This window comes from Candidatus Latescibacter sp. IFSED24 (assembly GCF_058273205.1).
This window is the reverse complement of sequence record NZ_CM177850.1, coordinates 4,674,277-4,690,609: the sequence shown is the minus strand read 5'-3', so window position 1 is coordinate 4,690,609 and position 16,333 is coordinate 4,674,277. Positions and strand designations below refer to the sequence as shown.

General features: G+C 69.1%; 17 protein-coding genes. 2 read left to right on the top strand and 15 right to left on the bottom strand.

The genetic code is table 11. The features are described 5' to 3' along the window. Positions 1–5 precede the first annotated feature (5 nt). From IFSED24_RS18790 to IFSED24_RS18775, 4 genes are all read right to left on the bottom strand, one after another. Positions 6–1,646, bottom strand: a complete 1,641-nt coding sequence (locus IFSED24_RS18790; RefSeq protein WP_491333026.1) for a response regulator — start codon at positions 1,644–1,646, stop codon at positions 6–8. Positions 1,647–1,832: 186 nt separating this feature from the next. Then, positions 1,833–2,738 (bottom strand): proline dehydrogenase family protein, encoded by a 906-nt coding sequence (locus IFSED24_RS18785; protein WP_491333025.1) that lies wholly within the window; start codon positions 2,736–2,738, stop codon positions 1,833–1,835. Positions 2,739–2,926: 188 nt separating this feature from the next. Continuing rightward, the gene (locus IFSED24_RS18780) at positions 2,927–3,865 is read right to left on the bottom strand and encodes a radical SAM/SPASM domain-containing protein (protein ID WP_491333024.1); all 939 of its coding nucleotides are present in this window, start codon (positions 3,863–3,865) and stop codon (positions 2,927–2,929) included. A 16-nt stretch (positions 3,866–3,881) separates the two neighbouring features. After that, on the bottom strand, positions 3,882–5,033 hold the full coding sequence (locus tag IFSED24_RS18775; protein ID WP_491333023.1) for a N(5)-(carboxyethyl)ornithine synthase: 1,152 nt from the start codon (positions 5,031–5,033) through the stop codon (positions 3,882–3,884). Positions 5,034–5,199: 166 nt separating this feature from the next. On the opposite strand from IFSED24_RS18775, the gene galK reads away from it, so the two are divergent. Both galK and IFSED24_RS18765 read left to right on the top strand, forming a co-directional pair. Continuing rightward, positions 5,200–6,363 carry a galactokinase gene (galK, locus tag IFSED24_RS18770; protein ID WP_491333022.1) on the top strand — a complete coding sequence of 388 codons (1,164 nt, stop codon included), beginning with the start codon at positions 5,200–5,202 and terminating at the stop codon, positions 6,361–6,363. After that, positions 6,360–7,259: a nucleotidyltransferase family protein gene (locus IFSED24_RS18765; RefSeq protein WP_491333021.1), complete on the top strand. Its 900-nt coding sequence runs from the start codon at positions 6,360–6,362 to the stop codon at positions 7,257–7,259. The genes galK and IFSED24_RS18765 overlap by 4 nt, the downstream gene beginning before the upstream one ends. Before the next feature lie 55 nt (positions 7,260–7,314). Here the strand turns inward: IFSED24_RS18765 and sat are convergent, their stop codons facing one another. The 11 genes from sat to IFSED24_RS18710 form a co-directional block, all read right to left on the bottom strand. Beyond that, positions 7,315–8,547, bottom strand: a complete 1,233-nt coding sequence (gene sat / locus IFSED24_RS18760) for a sulfate adenylyltransferase (protein WP_491333020.1) — start codon at positions 8,545–8,547, stop codon at positions 7,315–7,317. 98 nt (positions 8,548–8,645) lie between these two features. Continuing rightward, positions 8,646–9,248, bottom strand: coding sequence for a hypothetical protein (locus IFSED24_RS18755; RefSeq protein WP_491333019.1), 603 nt, complete (start codon positions 9,246–9,248; stop codon positions 8,646–8,648). Then, on the bottom strand, positions 9,248–9,907 hold the full coding sequence (locus IFSED24_RS18750) for a DUF4136 domain-containing protein (RefSeq protein WP_491333018.1): 660 nt from the start codon (positions 9,905–9,907) through the stop codon (positions 9,248–9,250). Before IFSED24_RS18750 ends, IFSED24_RS18755 begins: the two co-directional genes overlap by 1 nt. Positions 9,908–10,209: 302 nt before the next feature. Further along, complete coding sequence (locus IFSED24_RS18745) at positions 10,210–10,710, bottom strand: SoxR reducing system RseC family protein (RefSeq protein ID WP_491333017.1); 501 nt, start codon at positions 10,708–10,710, stop codon at positions 10,210–10,212. A gap of 75 nt (positions 10,711–10,785) precedes the next feature. After that, positions 10,786–11,631 carry an RnfABCDGE type electron transport complex subunit B gene (locus IFSED24_RS18740; protein WP_491333016.1) on the bottom strand — a complete coding sequence of 282 codons (846 nt, stop codon included), beginning with the start codon at positions 11,629–11,631 and terminating at the stop codon, positions 10,786–10,788. A gap of 26 nt (positions 11,632–11,657) precedes the next feature. Further along, positions 11,658–12,674, bottom strand: a complete 1,017-nt coding sequence (locus IFSED24_RS18735; protein ID WP_491333015.1) for an FAD:protein FMN transferase — start codon at positions 12,672–12,674, stop codon at positions 11,658–11,660. 3 nt (positions 12,675–12,677) lie between these two features. Further along, positions 12,678–13,409, bottom strand: coding sequence for a NusG domain II-containing protein (locus IFSED24_RS18730; protein WP_491333014.1), 732 nt, complete (start codon positions 13,407–13,409; stop codon positions 12,678–12,680). Between the two features lie 43 nt (positions 13,410–13,452). Continuing rightward, positions 13,453–14,028 (bottom strand): electron transport complex protein RnfA, encoded by a 576-nt coding sequence (locus IFSED24_RS18725; protein ID WP_491333013.1) that lies wholly within the window; start codon positions 14,026–14,028, stop codon positions 13,453–13,455. A gap of 1 nt (position 14,029) precedes the next feature. Beyond that, a complete protein-coding gene (rsxE, locus tag IFSED24_RS18720; protein ID WP_491333012.1) occupies positions 14,030–14,683 on the bottom strand; it encodes an electron transport complex subunit RsxE in 654 nt (217 codons plus the stop codon). Next, positions 14,680–15,339, bottom strand: a complete 660-nt coding sequence (locus IFSED24_RS18715) for an RnfABCDGE type electron transport complex subunit G (protein WP_491333011.1) — start codon at positions 15,337–15,339, stop codon at positions 14,680–14,682. The genes rsxE and IFSED24_RS18715 overlap by 4 nt, the downstream gene beginning before the upstream one ends. After that, positions 15,336–16,331: an RnfABCDGE type electron transport complex subunit D gene (locus tag IFSED24_RS18710; RefSeq protein WP_491333010.1), complete on the bottom strand. Its 996-nt coding sequence runs from the start codon at positions 16,329–16,331 to the stop codon at positions 15,336–15,338. The genes IFSED24_RS18715 and IFSED24_RS18710 overlap by 4 nt, the downstream gene beginning before the upstream one ends. Between the last annotated feature and the right edge of the window lie 2 nt (positions 16,332–16,333).

Sequence of the window (16,333 nt, the reverse complement as noted above, 5' to 3'; positions counted from 1 at the left end):
ACGGATCACTCGGCGTGCCGCTGTTCCAGTAGCGGAGTCGACGCAAGCAGCTTGCGCACGCGCTGGTTGAGGTCGCGCGGACGGTAGGGTTTCTGCAGGAATTCCTGGCCCGGCAACCCCATCTGGTACTCGGTTTCGAGCAGGGTCGGGCTGTAACCGCTGCAGAAGATGACCTGTAGATCTGGCTGGCGCTCACGGGCCTGGCGGTAGACCGACCAGCCGTTCAGCCCCGGCAGCATGACATCCATGATCACCAGTTCGAAACGCCGGGTCCCGTCGCGCAACAGCTCGAGTGCGTCCTGGCCATCGGTGGCCACGGAGACCTGGTGCCCCTCGCGCTCGAGGATTGATACGGCCAGGCGGCGCACCGCGGGATCGTCCTCGACCACCAGGATCGAGGCCGGCCTCACGGCGGGCGAGGTGGCGGTGGACTGCTCCCGGGCAGCCGCCATGATCTCGCCCGTGGGCCAGCCGATCCGGAAGATCGCGCCCCGGTTCTCGGCGCTCTCCAGCTCGACGAAGCCATGGTGCGCCCGGACGATGCCATAGACCGTGGCCAGCCCCAGGCCCGTGCCGCGATCGAGGCTCTTGGTGGTGTAGAAGGGGTCGAAGATGCGATCGTGCAAGCTGGGCGGCACCCCCACGCCCTCGTCGGCGACGCTCATGACGACGTAGGCGCCGGCCGCCGGCGCCCCGTGCTGGCGCGCCCCGACCGCGTCCAGCTCCACCAGCTCCAGCGTGATGTCCAGGCGCCCGCCGGCCGGCATGGCATCGCGAGCGTTGAGGCAGAGGTTCAGGAGCACCTGCTCGACCTGCGACGGATCCGCGGTCACCAGCGGCAGGTTGGGCGCCGCGGTCACATGGACATCGACCTGGACGCCGACCAGGCGCCGGAGCACATCGATCTGACGGATTACGCGTTCGGTCAGGTCGAGGGTCTCGACCCGGGGCTCCTGCTTGCGGCTGAAGGTCAGCAACTGCCGCACCACGTCGCGCGCCTGCTCGCCGGCGCGCAGCACGGGCTCCAGGTAGCGACGCGCCTGACTGCCCTCCGGAAGCTCCCCGGCCAGCAACTCGCCGTAACCCAGGATCACCTGCAACCCGTTGTTGAAATCGTGGGCGACGCCGGCCGCGAGCTGGCCAACCGCTTCCATCTTCTGGGACTGCTGCAGGCGCTCGGCGAGGTGCCGCTTCTCGGTGATGTCTCGTGCTGTCTGGACCACGCCCACCAGCTCTCCCTGCTCGTTCCGCACCGGCGACGCCGCCAGGCGCAGGATCGAGCCGTCACGGCAGTTCACGACCCCCTCGGACGCCACGCCCGTGCGCAGGACTTCCGGCACCGGGCATCCCGCACAGGGGGCGATCTCGCCAGCGATGGCCTGGTAGCAGAATGCTCCCGGCACCACCGGCAACTCGGTGCGCTGGTCCTCCCGCTCGGCCCAGTTGGTCCAGACGATGTGCAGGTCGCGGTCGAGGTAGGTGACGCGGTCGGAGATGCTCTGCAGGATGAGGGTCTTCTCGCGGCTGGCGGAGCGGAGTTCGGCCCGGTGGCTCGTCAGGCGTCGGCGCAGGAGAACGACGAACGCGGCCAGCGCCAGGACTGCGATCACGAGGACGGCCAGGAGGATGGCAGTGGCTTGTTGCACGACGCCCACGGCTTCCAGGATACCAGGCATATACAGGGAACAGCATTGATATTCTACGCCAAAAACCGAATAACAGTAAAGACAAAATTATCACAGAATGGCGTAAATCTTTAAATGGATGCTCAACATGGAACAAGGGCCGCACCTTCGATGGCGCGGCCCCGATCTCCGGCTCCTCTGCCCGATTCACTGCCCTAGCAGCACCGCCTTGGCGATCATGCCCGCCATGTCGGGGTTCTCCTTGAGCCGCCGGGTGGAATAGCCGTACCAGTCCTCGCCGAACGGGACGTAGACCCGCAGGTGGTGCCCTTGCTGCAGCAACTCGCGGCGGGTGCGCTCCTTGACACCCAGCAGCATCTGGAACTCGTACTGGTCGGAAGTCAGCCCGTTGGCCCTGATGACCTCGCGCGCGTCGTCGATCAGGGGATCGTCGTGGGTGGCGATGCCGCAGTAGAGGCCGTTCTCGAGGATCAGCCGGAGCAGCCGCTTGAAGCTGTCGCGGATCTCCTCGCGACCGGTCCAGGCCACCTCGCGCGGCTCCTTGTAGATACCCTTGCAGAGGCGGATGGAGGGGCGGTACTCGAGGAGGTCGCGCACATCCTGCTCGGTGCGGCGGAGCATGGACTGCAGCACGACGCCCACGTTGTCCACACCCTCGTCGCGCAACCGGCGGTACACCTTGAGGGTCTTGTCGGTATAGGGCGTGTTCTCCATGTCGATGCGCATGAAGATGCCGAGATCGCGGGCCTTGAGCGCCAGCTCGCGGATGTTGTCGTAGGCGAAATCCTCATCGAGGCTCAGGCCCAGGCTGGTGGGCTTGATCGAGAGCCCGGCCACGCCGCGCAGGTTGTTGGCGGCGATGGCGTCGAGGACGCTGGCGCTGTCGGCCTTCTCCTTCAGGGCGCGGCTGCGGTCGCCGACGAACTCGCCAAGCACGTCGATGGTGGTCCAGGCCCCCTCCTCGCCGTTGAGCTGGCGGGTGGTGGCGATGGCGTCGGCCAGGTGATCACCGGCGATGTAGCGCATGCTGATCTTGTGGATGATGGGCCGGGGGACCAGGGGCATGCAGGCAACGATGAGCTTGTTGAACATGGACGTCACCAGTCTCTTCGGGGTCCGCTAGGGGCGGTCCGGATCGCCGGGATGGCGGGCCGACCGGGCCGGACAACGCCCGAAATATGGCCATTGAGGGGGACCGGGGCAAATGGTGTGATGGGCTCGAATCAGGACGGGACCGATCGACGTTAACCCCGGCGCCGCAGGAGGTTCGCGATCCTGGCTCAGCGCTGCAACCGGGCCCACGTCGACCGATGCTGGAAGATGAACGCGTTGCAATCCTTGCAGACCGACAGCTGGTCGTAACGACCCTCGAGCATCCGCTGGCGGTAGCGCTGTAGCCGTTCACCGTTCCAGATCTCGGCGATGCTGGCGTCGCGGACGTTGCCGAGCGGGGCGCGGAGATCGAAATCGAGGCAGCAGAGGCCCGCGGTGCCGTCGGCGGCGATCACCAGCTCGTCCCAGGGGTGTCGGCAGGCGAAGTCGAAACGCCCCTGCTGGCTACGCACGGCGACCTCGCCCAGGTTGCGGTCCTCCTGCGAGCCGAGCCAGGTGTTGTAGTCGTTGACCTCGACCCGGTCGACCCGCGGTCGCCAGTAGGCGACGAAGCGGTCGATCTCGGTCTCGGTCTCGGGCATGCGGATGATGGTGACCCGGGTCTGGGGACGGCGCCGCCGTTGCTGGCGCTTGTAATCGAGGAAGTAGCCGACGTTGCGCATCACCACGTCGAAATCGACCCGGCGGCGGACGCCCTGGTAGGTCTCCTTGGTCATCCCGTCGATGTCGAAGTTGATCACGTCGAGAAGGTCCTCGTCGATGATGGCGCGGCTGTTGGCCTCATCCAGGAGGCCCGCGTTGGTCGAGATGTAGAGGCGCACGTCCGGCAGGTCGCGGCGGGCCAGGCGCAGGGCATCGAGGATCCGGCGGTGGCAGAACGATTCGCCCATCCAGAACAGGTTGAGCTTCTGCAGCGGCTGGCCCTGGCAGTCGTGGACGATCCGGGTGAGCAGGTCGAGCGGCATGGGTTGCTTCGGGCGCTGCATCTGGTCGTGGGGGCACATGATGCAGCTAGCGTTGCACATGCTGCACAGCTCGATGGAGAGCAGGCGGGGAAAGCGCTCGCGGCGGCGGCGGAGGCGGTTGAACAGGAAGCGCTTGAACATGACGGTGACCCTCGGCCTACTCTCGCCTGGGATGCGGATACTCGGCGCTGCGATTTTGGAACGAGAGGATCCGCGGGTTGATCACCACACCATCGCGCACCTCGACAGCATCGGCAATGACCCGGTTCCGGGACCAGGCCTCTGGTCCGCCCATCACCGTGGCCAGGTGCGGCAGCAGTGCCTCGGAGATCACCCAGGAGGCCGCATTCCAGAGGTGGCTCGGGGTGTGGTCCACCGCGTAGTAGGTGGCCGGTCCCAGCGGGTAGGTCGGCTTGGCGAAGGTGGTGGGCGTGGCGCCGGGGAAACCCATGCCGTGGTCGCAACTGATGTCGATGATCAGGCAGCCGGGCCTGAGCCGCTGCACATCGGCCTCGGTCATGAACATGAGCGGCCGTTCGGTGTCCTGCAGGATCCCGTTGACGATGACGTCGCAACGGGCGAGCTCGTCGCTCAGGGATCGCCGTGTGCCGTCGGGCTCGACGATGACCGTGGGTGCCTCGCCGGGTTCGCCAGCGGCGATCTGGCGATAACGGCAGGCGAAGATCTGGTCGACGATGCGATGCGGCGGTCGCAAGGTGAAGACCGTGACATCGTTGAAGCCACAGCCCACGAGCGCGTTGGCCGCGCCACGGCTCACCGAGCCGAAGCTCAGGATCACGGCCCTGCGCGGCGGTCCGTAGTGGCCGTCGATGCCCAGCAGCTGCAGCGCGTGCAAGACCCCGGTGTAGCCGGCCAGCTCGTTCTGGCGATAGAAGTTCTTCACGCGCTGGGCCCGGCGCCCGTCGCGCGACCCCTGATACATCTCCTCCCAGGCAATGAGCGTCAAGCGCCGGTCGATGGCGGCCTGGGTGACGTCGCTGTTCTGCACGCAGTGCGGGAAGCCCCAGAAGACGGTCCCCTCGCGCAACTCGCGCAGGTCGGCCGCCACCGGTTTCATGAGGATGATCGCCTCGCAGCGCGTCAGGACCTCGGATCGGTCCACCACCGTGACCCCGGCCGCGGCGAGCGTCTCGTCCGAGACGCCGAATTCCCGGCCGTAGCCGCGCTCGAAGACGAGGTGGCGGCGCAGGTCGGTGTCGATCCAGGCGAGGTGTTCGGGATGGATGGGAACGCGCTTCTCGTTCTCCTTGCGCGCGCTGGTGAGGACGCCGGTCTCTAGCCAGGACATGCTGAACTCCTTGTTCGAGGGACGACGATTCTAGCAGGACCCGGTCCCGGATTGAACCCGGATGATGGCCGGCGCGCTGCCCTGGCAACCGGCGGCTTGCACGAGCCAGGCCGTGGTGTACGCTTGCCTCCGTGAACGGACCCCCACACCTGGAGCCAACCCACGCATGAAGGCGATCACCGCCAACACCCTCCGCCAACGCTTCGGTCCGGGCGCCCCGATGGTGACCGCGCGGGCTCCCGGCCGGGTCAACCTCATCGGCGAGCACACCGACTACAACGACGGCTTCGTGCTGCCCACCATCATCGACCGCTGGGTCGAGGTCACGGTCCGGCGACGCCCGGACGACCTGCTCCGGCTGCTCGCCATCGATCCGGACGAGACCCTAGAGCATCGCCTCGGCCAGACTCCGGCCGCCGCCTGGCCCGGCTGGGCTCCCTACGTCTGTGGCCTGGCCGAGGAGATGCGCGCGCGGGACCTGCTCACCGGCGGCGTCGACCTCGCCTTGCATGGCACCGTACCCCAGGGCGCTGGTCTCAGCTCCTCGGCCGCGCTGGAGATCGCCGCCGCCCTGGCCTTGACGCGGGCCTTCGCCTCCCCGCTCGAGCCGCTGACCATGGTCCAGCTCTGCCACGACGTGGAGCACCGGTGGGCCGGCGTCCGCTGCGGGATCATGGATCAGATGGCCTGCCGGTTGGGCCAGCCGGCCAGCGCCCTGCTCATCGATTGCCGCCGGCTCGATCACCGCCCGGTCCCCCTGGATCTGCCCGGTCACGCCATGGTCATCACCGACAGCGGTGTGCGACGGCGCCTCGGCGACTCGGCCTACAACCGGCGGCGCCAGGAATGCGAGCAAGGCGTGGCCCTCCTGCGTCGCCACGACCCCGCCATCGGTGCGCTACGCGACGTTGCCCCGGCCTTCCTCGCCGCCCACCGGGCCGATTTGCCTGGCGACGTCGCCGACCGCTGCCGCCACGTGGTCGAGGAGAACGACCGCGTGCTCGCCGCCGCCGCGGCCCTGGAGCGCGGCGACCTCCCCCACCTCGGCGCGCTGATGACCGCCTCCCACGCCAGCCTGCGCGACCTCTACGCCGCCAGCCATCCCGTGCTCGACCAGCTCGTCGCGGTAGCCTGCACGGTGCCCGGCGTCCTGGGCTCCCGCCTGACCGGGGCCGGCTTCGGCGGCTGCACCGTGACGCTCTGCACCGCCGACGCCGTGGCGCCGCTCTGCCGGCTGATGGAGGAGGTGTGCGGCGAACTCGGAGTCCCCGGCTCGTGCCGACCGTTGGGAACCCCCGCGGCCGCGGCCGTGCTAAAGGACACATCATGAGCGGCCCCTCGCTGGTCATTCTCGCGGCCGGGGCCGGACGTCGCTTCGGCGGCCTGAAGCAACTGACCCCGGTGGGCCCGGGCGGTGAGACTCTCATGGACTACACCGTCCACGACGCGCGGCGCGCCGGCTTCGGCGAGGTGGTGCTCGTGATCAGGCGCGAGATCGCTGACGAGGTGCGTGCCCACGTCGATCCGGGCTTCGGGCAGGTCGTCCCCGTGCATTACGTGTACCAGGAGCCGGGCCCCCTGCCTGCCGGAAGCCCGGTCCCGGCCGGGCGCCACAAGCCCTGGGGCACGGGCCAGGCCGTCCTCGCCGCCGCCTCCCGGCTGAGCGGCCCCTTCGCCGTGGCCAACGCCGACGACCACTACGGTACCGAGGCCATCGCCACCCTCGGCGCTTTCCTCGCCCGGCCCGCCACCAACCCACCCACCTGGTCCATGGTCGGCTTCCCGGTGGCCGAGACCCTGCCCGCTGCGGGCCCGGTCTCGCGCGGTCTCGTGCGCGCCCGGCAGGGCTGGCTCAAGGCCATCGACGAGGTCCACACCGTGCGCCGCCATGCCGACGGCGCCTGCTGGGACGCGCCCGAGGGCCCGCGGATCCTGGCGGCCTCGGCGCTGGTCTCCATGAACCTGTGGGGATTCGGTCCCGAGATCCTGGAAGACCTGGCGCGCCGGTTCCAGAGCTTCCTCGCCGCCCGGCCGGGACCGGAGGACGAGTTCTACCTGCCGCTCGCGGTGGGCGCGGCGGTGGCCGAGGGCAAAGCAAGGGTTCGGGTGCTGCCGGCCCGCAGCCGCTGGTGCGGCATGACGTCGGCCACCGACCTCGCCGGCGTGAAGCGCACCCTGGCCGACCTGGTGGCCCGGGGCGTCTATCCCTCGCGGCTCTGGCCATGAAAAAGGCCCGCGGTCCCCGTGAACCGCAGGCCTTCCCCTCTCGAACCGAACCGGACTATTTCTTGTCGGTCTCGCCCTTGGCCGCCCGGTGCAGCTTCACCTCGACGTTCGCCTCGTCGCTCAGACCGGCGTAGTACGTCTGCAGGATCGCCAGCACCTCGGGGCGCGAGAACTCGGCCGGCACCTCGCCGCCCTCCGAGAGCGCCTTGCGCAGCGCGGTGCCGCTGAGGAACAGGCGGTCCTCCTTGCCGTGGGGGCAGGTCTTCATGGAGACCATGCCGCCGCACTTGTAGCACCAGAAGGTCCAGTCGATGGGCAGCATCTGGATCTCCAGCGCGCCGGCGGGGATCTCCGACCAGATCCGCTGGGCGTCGAAGGGGCCGTAGTAGTCGCCCACGCCGGCGTGGTCGCGGCCGATGATCATGTGCGAGCAGCCGAAGTTCTGCCGGAACACGCCGTGGAGCAGGCCCTCGCGCGGGCCGGCATAGCGCATGTCCAGCGGATAGCCGCCGCAGAGCACGCTCTCCTTGATGAAGTAGTTCTCCACCAGGGTGTCGATGCAGTCGACGCGGACGTCGGCGGGGATGTCGCCGGGCTTGAGCTTGCCCACCAGCTGGTGGATGAACAGGCCGTCGGAGACCTCGAGGGCGATCTTGGCCAGGTACTCGTGACTGCGGTGCATGGGATTGCGCAGCTGCAGCGCGGCCACCCGCGACCAGCCCCGCTCGGCGAAGATCTGGCGGCTCTCCTCGGGGCGCATGTATAGCCCGGGGAACTCGGCGGGGAAGTAGGACTCCGACAGCACCTTCACCGGGCCGCCCATGTTCACCGCGGGCTGGGCCATGACCATGGCCACGCCGGGGTGGTTCTCGTCGGTGGTGGTGAACACGTGCTCGCACTCGAAGGCCTTGTCGATCTCGTAGCGGTCCTCGATCCGCATGGTGGCCATGATCTCGCCGGTGTCGGCGCTCTTGAGCGCGATCTCGGCGCCGTCGGGCAGTTCGAGCGCGAACTCCTGACTCACCGACAGGGTGACCGGGATGGGCCAGAACACGCCCGACGCGGTCTTCATCTCGCGGCAGACGCCGTCCCAGTCGGCCTGGGTCATGAAGCCCGCGAGCGGGGTGAAGCCGCCGATGCCGAGCATGATCACGTCGCCGGTCTCGCGGCTGGACATGGTCCACTGGGGCAGGTCGGCGGCGCGGGCCAGCTCGGCCTCGCGGTCGGCGCCCACGAGCAGGAGGGGCTGGAGTTCATCGCTGCCGTGGGGGCGGATGAGAGCGGCCATGGGATGGGTCCTTTCACTGGGCAGACAGAAAACCGTGCCGGGGAAAACTAGCCCCCGGCACGGGTCGAAGCAAACGCGGTGACTCTGGACCGACCGTCCTAGCGCAGGCCGATGCCGATGCGCAGGCTCAGATAGCTGGTCTCGCCCACGTCGCCGGCCTCGAACGCGTAGTTCCAGCGCAGCGCGACGTAGCCCAGGAGCCGGTCGTACGGGAACTGGACGCCGAACTCGGGGGCGAAGGCGAAGTGCCAGTTGCTCTGCTTGAAGGTGTACATGCCCATGTCCAGGCGGCGCTCGGTGTACATGGTGCCGGCGTTCATGCCGATGAACGGGCGCCACTGGTAGGTGTCGCCCCAGTAGCGATGCGCGTTGACGAAGATGGGCACGGCGTTGATGTCGCGGGACTGGTCGCCGGTGATGTCCCGGCCCGGATCGCTGATGGTGTCCCAGTCGCGCTCCTCGTGGAAGACGTTCCAGCTCACCGCGAAGCCGGCCGAGAGGTCGGGATTGAGCCAGTTGCGGCCCTCGAAGCCGACACCGCGCCAGCTGAACGAGTCGTCGGCGAAGTCCTTGGCGTCGCCCATGGGGATCGACGGCTCGTAGGTCAGGCCCCAGAACCAGCCGGTCTGGGCGACCGCGGGCAGCGCCACGGCCACGAGACCGAGGATGGTCAAGCAGAGGATCAGGCGGTGCTTGGTCATCACTGGACCTCCCAGTTGCGGAAGGACTTGCCCTCGGCCGTGGTCTTCAGATAGGGCGACTGGGCGAACACCTGGTTCAGCCCGCGCTCGATGCGCTCGCGCGTGGCGGTGGCGCTGCTCTCCAGCACACCGGCGATGCTGCCGGTCCAGATGGGGTCGACCTCTTCGTTCTCGGGATCGCGGTTGACCCAGTCGGCCATGAAGATGAAGACCGAGCCCGCGGTGAAGTCCACCGACCCCCAGGCGGGATACCAGTAGCCGGGATTGTATCCCCACCAGGGGTAGTACGTGTAGAAGAGCTCGCCCTCGCGGGTGAGCGCCCCCATGCCCACGCGGAGATCCGGATCGTCGTCCATGGCGACCCGCTGGTAGCCTCGATTGGCCAGTTCGGTCTGCACGTGCTCGAGCATCACGGCATCGAAGCGGCGGTCGAGGTCGCTCTCGTAACCGGGATCCTCGCCGGAGATCTCATCGAGATCGTAGATGGTGTCTTCCATGGCGTAGGTCAGGTAGGCGCCGAAATCGACGTCCTGGGCGTAGAAGGTGGCCGCCACGTCCAGCTCCGACACCTCCTCGATGCTGCCCGGATGGCAGCCGGTCCCCAGAATCAGGATCCCGCCGAGCAGGAACAGCAGGATGGCCAGCGGTCGCTTGGTCATGTCGTCATCCTCCCTCGTGCCGGCATCCCCGTTGACGCCGGACGGTCGACGGCAAGGGTAGCCGAAAGTGCCCGCCCTGCCAAGCGCCGCCGGACCGCCGGGCAAAAAACCACACCGGGCCCAGCTGGTGGGCCCGGCGTGGCTCGCAAGGCAGGTCCGGGAGGATCGGACCCGGGCGGGAATGCTGTCGGGAATAGGTGGTCGTTCCACTTCCGCCCGGGTCTTGGTGCCCCTCCCTGTGGTGACGAAAGGGAAATGGTCGAGCGGGGTCAAGACCGGGGACGGGACGAGCCGGAGCCCGCTCAATCCTCCGCCTGCAGCACCCCCACCGTCACCATGCCCACCACCATGGGCTCGAGCATCTGGCCGCCGCCGGCCTCGGCCCGCTGCACGACCCGCCGCACCCACGGCACCGCCGCCGCCGCCAGCCCGGCCCCCAGCAGGAACGACCACAGATCGCGCATGGCGTTCTCCGCCGACCAGATCTTGGTGCCCAGCCACACCCCGACCAGCAGCAGCAAAAGCGGCAGCCCGTAGACCAGGAACGACGCCTTCAGCACCGCGCCGCCCGGTACGGCCACCTTCACGCGGTCGCCCACCGCCACGCCCACGGGGTCGGTCACGTCCATGGTGCGGCGATCGCCCTCGCCGGGCTGGCACATGATCTTGGCGGGACAGCCCTCGCAGTGGTCGCCGGCGATCAGCCGGACGCGGACGCGGGCGGGGTGGTCATCCTCGTGGGGCAGGACCGCCAGCACCTCGCCTTCCTCGTAAAGGACCTCGCCCTGGGGCTCGTGGGTCATGGGATTCCTCCCGGCATGGAGACGGCCCGTCGCCGGGCCGCTCCACCGATTCGTCGCTGCGCGGGGCGGCCCGGCCTAGGCTTCCTCGCCGGTCTTGCCGTCGGCCATCAGCTCCTGGAGGTGCTGCTGCGGGTGGAGCCAGCCGATGGCGTTGGTCTTGCACTTCTCGATGGGGATGATGTCCGGGTTCAGCTTGTCATAGTCGATGACCGCCAGGCCGTCCACCATGCTGATGGCGCCCTCGCTGTTGCGGGCGCAGATGCTGCAGCCGGTGCACGCCGCGTCGCAGACCGCCTTGCTGGTCTTGGGGTCGTCGTGGCTCTTGCAGAAGACGAAGAACTCGCGATCGATGGGGTGCAGCTCGAAGAGATCGCGCGGACAGGCGGTGACGCAGGCGGCGCAGGCGGTGCAGAGGTCGTCGTAGACCACGGGCAGGCCGTCGGGGCCCATCTCCAGCGCACCGAAGTCGCAGACCTCGACGCAGTCGCCGCCGCCGAGGCAGCCCCACTGGCAGGCCTTGGAGCCGCCCGAGACCAGGTCCTGGACCGCGCAGTTGGTGGGCCCCTCGTAGCTGGCCTTGTCCTTGGCCAGACTGGCGGTGCCGCGGCACATCAGGCGCGCCACGTGCTTGACCGCGGCGCCGGCCTCCACGCCCATGATCAGGGCCAGCGAGTCGATGACGTCCTGGCCGCCGACGGGGCACTTGGTGATGGCCAGGCCCTCGGTGACCACGGCCTCGGCGTAGGCGTTGCAGCCGGCGCAGCCGCAGGCGCCGCAGTTGGCGCCGGGCAGGGCGTCGGCCACCAGGCCGATGCGCGGATCCTCTTCCACCCGCAGCTTCTTGTCGGCGATGGCCAGGGCGGCGGCGAAGAAGGCGCCGAGTCCTCCCATGGCCAGGAGCGAGTACGCGAGGGCGGTCATGCTGCGGTCCTCCAGGCTCGTCCGACTCAGCCGTCGGACAGGTACGCGTCCATTCCCGAACTGTCGTGGCGCTCGCCCGCGGCGTCGATGATCAGGCACTCGATGCCGTCCAGGCGCTCCACCAATTCCATGCCTCGTTGCGGCCCCAGCACGAACACCGCCGTGGCCAGGGCGTCGGCGCGGGCGCAGCTGGGCGCCAGCACCGTCACGCTGCGGCAGCCGTCGGCCGGCCGGCCGCTGCGCGGGTCGAGCAGGTGGCAGTAGCGCACGCCGTCCTGCTCGAAGAATTGCTCGTAGTCGCCGCTGGTGGCGACGGCCAGCTCACCCGGCTCGACCACGGCCAGCACCGCTCCCGGCAACCGGGGATGCTGGATCCCCACCTTCCAGGGGCGACCGTAGCCGCGGATCTCGCCGCCGGCGTTGACCAGGGCGGCGTCCTGTCCGGCCTGCCGGAGCACGTCCAGCGCCCGGTCCACCGCGTAGCCCTTGGCCCAGGCTCCAAAATGGAGAACATCGGGCCGAGATTCAAGTTCCGTCGCGTCGGCGGGCTGACCAAGCTCTTTCAGGCGAGCGACTTCCGCGGCCAGCGCTGCCGCGTCGGGCACGGCCGGCTCGCCGCCGTCGAAGCCCCAGAGGTCGACCAGAGGGCGCAGGCGTGGATCGAACGCGCCGTCGCTCTCGCGGATCACCGCCAGCGCCACCTCCAGCACCGCGCGCTGCTCGCGGGCGAGGGCGGCGGGGTCGGCGCCCCGCGGGACGGGCAGTCGCCAGGAGAAGAGCGAGTCAACCCGCGCGGCCTCGGCGAGCGCCCGTCCGGCGGCCACCGCCGCGGCCTGGCGCGCCTGCTGGTCGTCCGTACCGGGCAACGTCACCGTCACCAGGGTGCCCATGGCCGGCCGGTTGAAGACCAGCGGTTCGGGTTCGGGCGTCCGGTCGCGCAGGCGATGCACCGCGAAGCCGGCGGCCAGGCAGACCAGCAGCACCAGCAGTCCCTGCCGGAGCGACCCGATCCGGTTCTCCGGATGCCCCTCGCGGTGCGCCACCGGCTAGGCCGTCTCGACCCGCAGCACGAGGCGGTTCGGGGCGCAGGCGATCAGCTCGCCCGGCCGCGCGATGGCGCCCTGCAGGCGGCACGTGGCGTGGCGGCAGCTGGCGCCCGTGACGCGCACGCCGTTCTCGTCAGCCTGGACCCGGGTCAGGCCCGCGGGGCCGGCCAGGGCGAGGTCGCGGCGGACGTTGTCCAGGGCGATGCGGTCCTGCACGCCGTTCTCGGTCTCCACCACCAGCACCCGACCGGCGGCCAGGGCCTCGGGGCGATCCTCGAGGCGGCAGCTCACGGCCAGGCCGGCGCGGCGGCCCTGCAACTCCTCGCGCAGCGCGAGCAGGCGGCGGCCGAAGCTGCTCGCCGGGTCGAGGACCCGGCCCTGCTGTTGCAGCATCAGGTCGGCGGGCAGCGCGCGGTCCAGCTCGGTGACCTGGACGGTGAGCACCTGGCGGCCGCCGCGGTCGTAGCGGTCGGCGCCGGTGCGCAGCGCGCTCGCCACGGCGGCGCGCCAGTTCGCCGGCACGGTCACCGCCGGTGCCGGCAGGCGACCGCCGGCGAGGCCGAGGAACGCGGTCAGGGTCTCGGCCACGGCGGCCTCGTCGGCGGGCACGAAGCCGTGCAGCACGGTGCGGCCCGCGGTGGTGGGGTCGAGGACTCCGCTCAGCTTGTAGCCGGCAGCGAAGGCCCCGCCACCGAGGAGCGCGGTCTTGAGGAAGGAACGCCGGTCGATCATCGGACTGTCTCCTTTGCTCGTCACGTTCGCCGGAGTGCGGCGGCTAGAACTTCATGCCCGCGAAACCCATGAAGCCGAGGGCCAGGATGCCCGCGACCACCATGGTGATGCCCGCGCCCTGCAGGGTCCGCGGGACGTTGGCCAGCTCCAGCTCCTCACGGATGCCGGCCATGAGAGTCAGCGCCAGCGTGAAGCCGACGCCCGCGCCCAGCGCGTAGATCAACGCCTGGATGAAGGTGTATTCCTTCATGGCGGCGAAGAGGCAGAGGCCCATGATGGCGCAGTTGGTGGTGATCAGCGGCAGGAAGATGCCGAGCGCCCGGTACAGCGGGGTCGACACCTTCTTGATGACCATCTCCACGAACTGGACCAGCGAGGCGATGACCAGGATGAAGGCCACCGTCTGCAGGAAGCCCAGGCCCAGAGGGATCAGGATGTAGTGCTGGATCAGGAAGGTCACCATGCCCGCCATGACCATGACGAAGGTGGTGGCCATGCCCATGCTAGTGGCCGAGCTGAGCTTGCCCGACACGCCCACGAACGGGCAGATGCCGAGGAACTGGCTCAGCACGAAGTTGTTGATCAGCGCGGCGGTGATGAAGATGCCGAAGAGTTCCACGTCACGCCCCCTTCGCCGCGGCCCGCAGGCGGGCGGTCTTCAGCGCCGCATCTTCGCGCCGGTGGGTGATGATGTTCGCCAGGCCCAGCATCAGCCCCAGCGTGAGGAACGCGCCGGCGGGCAGGATCATCACGATCCAGGGCTCGAACGCGTCGGGCAGCAGCTGGAACCCGAACAGGGTGCGGTTGCCCAGGATCTCGCGCACGCCGCCGAGGACGGTCAGGGTCAGCGTGAAGCCGAGGCCCATGCCCACGGCGTCGACGATGGCGCGGAAGGGGCTGTTCTTCGAGGCGAAGGCCTCCTGCCGGCCGAGGATCACGCAGTTCACCACGATCAGCGGGATGAACGCGCCCAGGCTCTTGCTCATGGCCGGGAACTGCGCCTTCATCGTCAGGTCGACGATGGTCACGAAGGTGGCGATCACCACGATATAGCTGGCGATGCGCACCTGGGTGGGGATCGCCTTGCGCACCAGCGAGATCAGCAGGCTGGCGCAGACCAGCACGAAGGTGGTGGCCACGCCCATGCCCACGCCGTTCATGGCCGAGGTGGTCACTGCCAGCGTCGGGCACAGGCCCAGGAGCTGGCGCAGGACCGGGTTCTGGTCCCAGAGGCCCTTCACGAACTCGCCGGAGATGCTCGTCTGCTTGCTCACGAGGCTCCTCCCTGCTTGGCCAGGATGGCATCGAGCTTGACGACCGCGGCATTGACGATATCGGTCACCGCGTTCGAGCTGATGGTGGCCGCGGTGATGGCCTGGACCTCGGAGGGACCGAGTTGCCGGCGCGTCTTGCCCTTGACCACCTTGAGGTCGCCGGCGGCCGACAGGTGCTTGCCGCCGCCGTAGCCGAAGAACTGCAGCGGGAAGTTCTGCGCCACGTCGACCTCGTCGCCGAGGTCGCGGTCGGTCGCAGTGGCCAGCGCCTGTTCGTGCTGGGGCTGCAGGCGGATCCAGGTGCCCAGGCCAGGAGTCTCGGAATCCTGCAGGACCTTCAGGCCGCGGATCTCGGTGCGGTCAGGGTCGAGGGCGATCATGACGTCGATCTTGTCCTGGAAACCGGTCAGCGCGTAGCGCACCACCCAGCCGGCGAGCTCGCCGTCGCGCCGGACCTGCCACGCGGCCAGACCGTCCTCGTCGACCACCTGCTCGGGAGCGCCGCCGGGCACCAGGAAGCCGATGGCCTCGTCGCGGATGCGCCGCTGGTTCTCCTGGATGAGCGGGTCGGCCCAGTCGTTGACCAGCGACAACGCCCCGCCGGACAGCATTCCCACCACGATCAGCGTGGCCAGCATGTGCAGCGTCGTCTTCATGATTGTGCTCCGTAGATCCGGGGTCGGGTGTATCGGTCGATCAGGGGCACCGCGGCGTTCATCAGGAGGATGGAGTACATCACGCCCTCGGGCAGGCCGCCGAACAGGCGGATCAGGATGGTCAACAGCGCGATGCCGCCGCCGAAGATCCACTGGCCGCGGCCGGTGGTCGGGCTGGTCACGTAATCGGTGGCCATGAAGACCGCGCCGAAGAGGAAGCCGCCAGAGAGGATGTGGAAGAGCGGGCTCGGCCCCACGCCCAGCAGGTTGAAGATCCCGCCGAAGACCACCCCGCCCAGCAGCATGCTGAGCATGATCCGCCAGTGCGCGACCCGCGTCAGCAGGAGGATGGCCCCCCCGACGAGGATGGCCAGCGAACTGGTCTCGCCGATGCACCCGCCGACGTTGCCGAGCAGGAGCTTCTGCGTGGCCACATCGCCGGCGAACTGGCTCGGATCGCCGAACTTGAACAGGCCCAGCGGTGTGGCCTGGCTCATGGCATCGACCCGCGAGACGGCGTGCGACCAGTCGGTCATGCCCGCCGGGAAGCTGGCCTGCAGGAACGCGCGGCCCACCAGCGCCGGATTGAAGATGTTGTCGCCCAGGCCGCCGAACACCGACTTGCCGATGCCGATGGCCACGACCCCACCCAGCGCCGCATGCAGCGGCGAGAACCCGGGCGGCACCACCAGGCCGAGCAAGAGCCCCGTCAGGAACGCGCTGCCGTCGGGGATGGTCTCGGCCTTGCGGTTGATCCGTCCGACGACCCATTCGCAGACCACCGCGCCCAGCACCGCCCCGGCCACCGGAGCGAGCACCCCGAAGCCGAAGAAATAGACGGCGCTGCCGAGGCAGGGCACCAGCGCGAGGGTCACCGTCCACATGATCCGGGCGGTGCTCCAGCCGAAATGCGAGTGGGGCGAGGTCACCAGGTTGAGGTTGCCCTCGCTGACACCCTGGACGACCGAGCCCTTGCTGCTCTCGTTGGCCATGG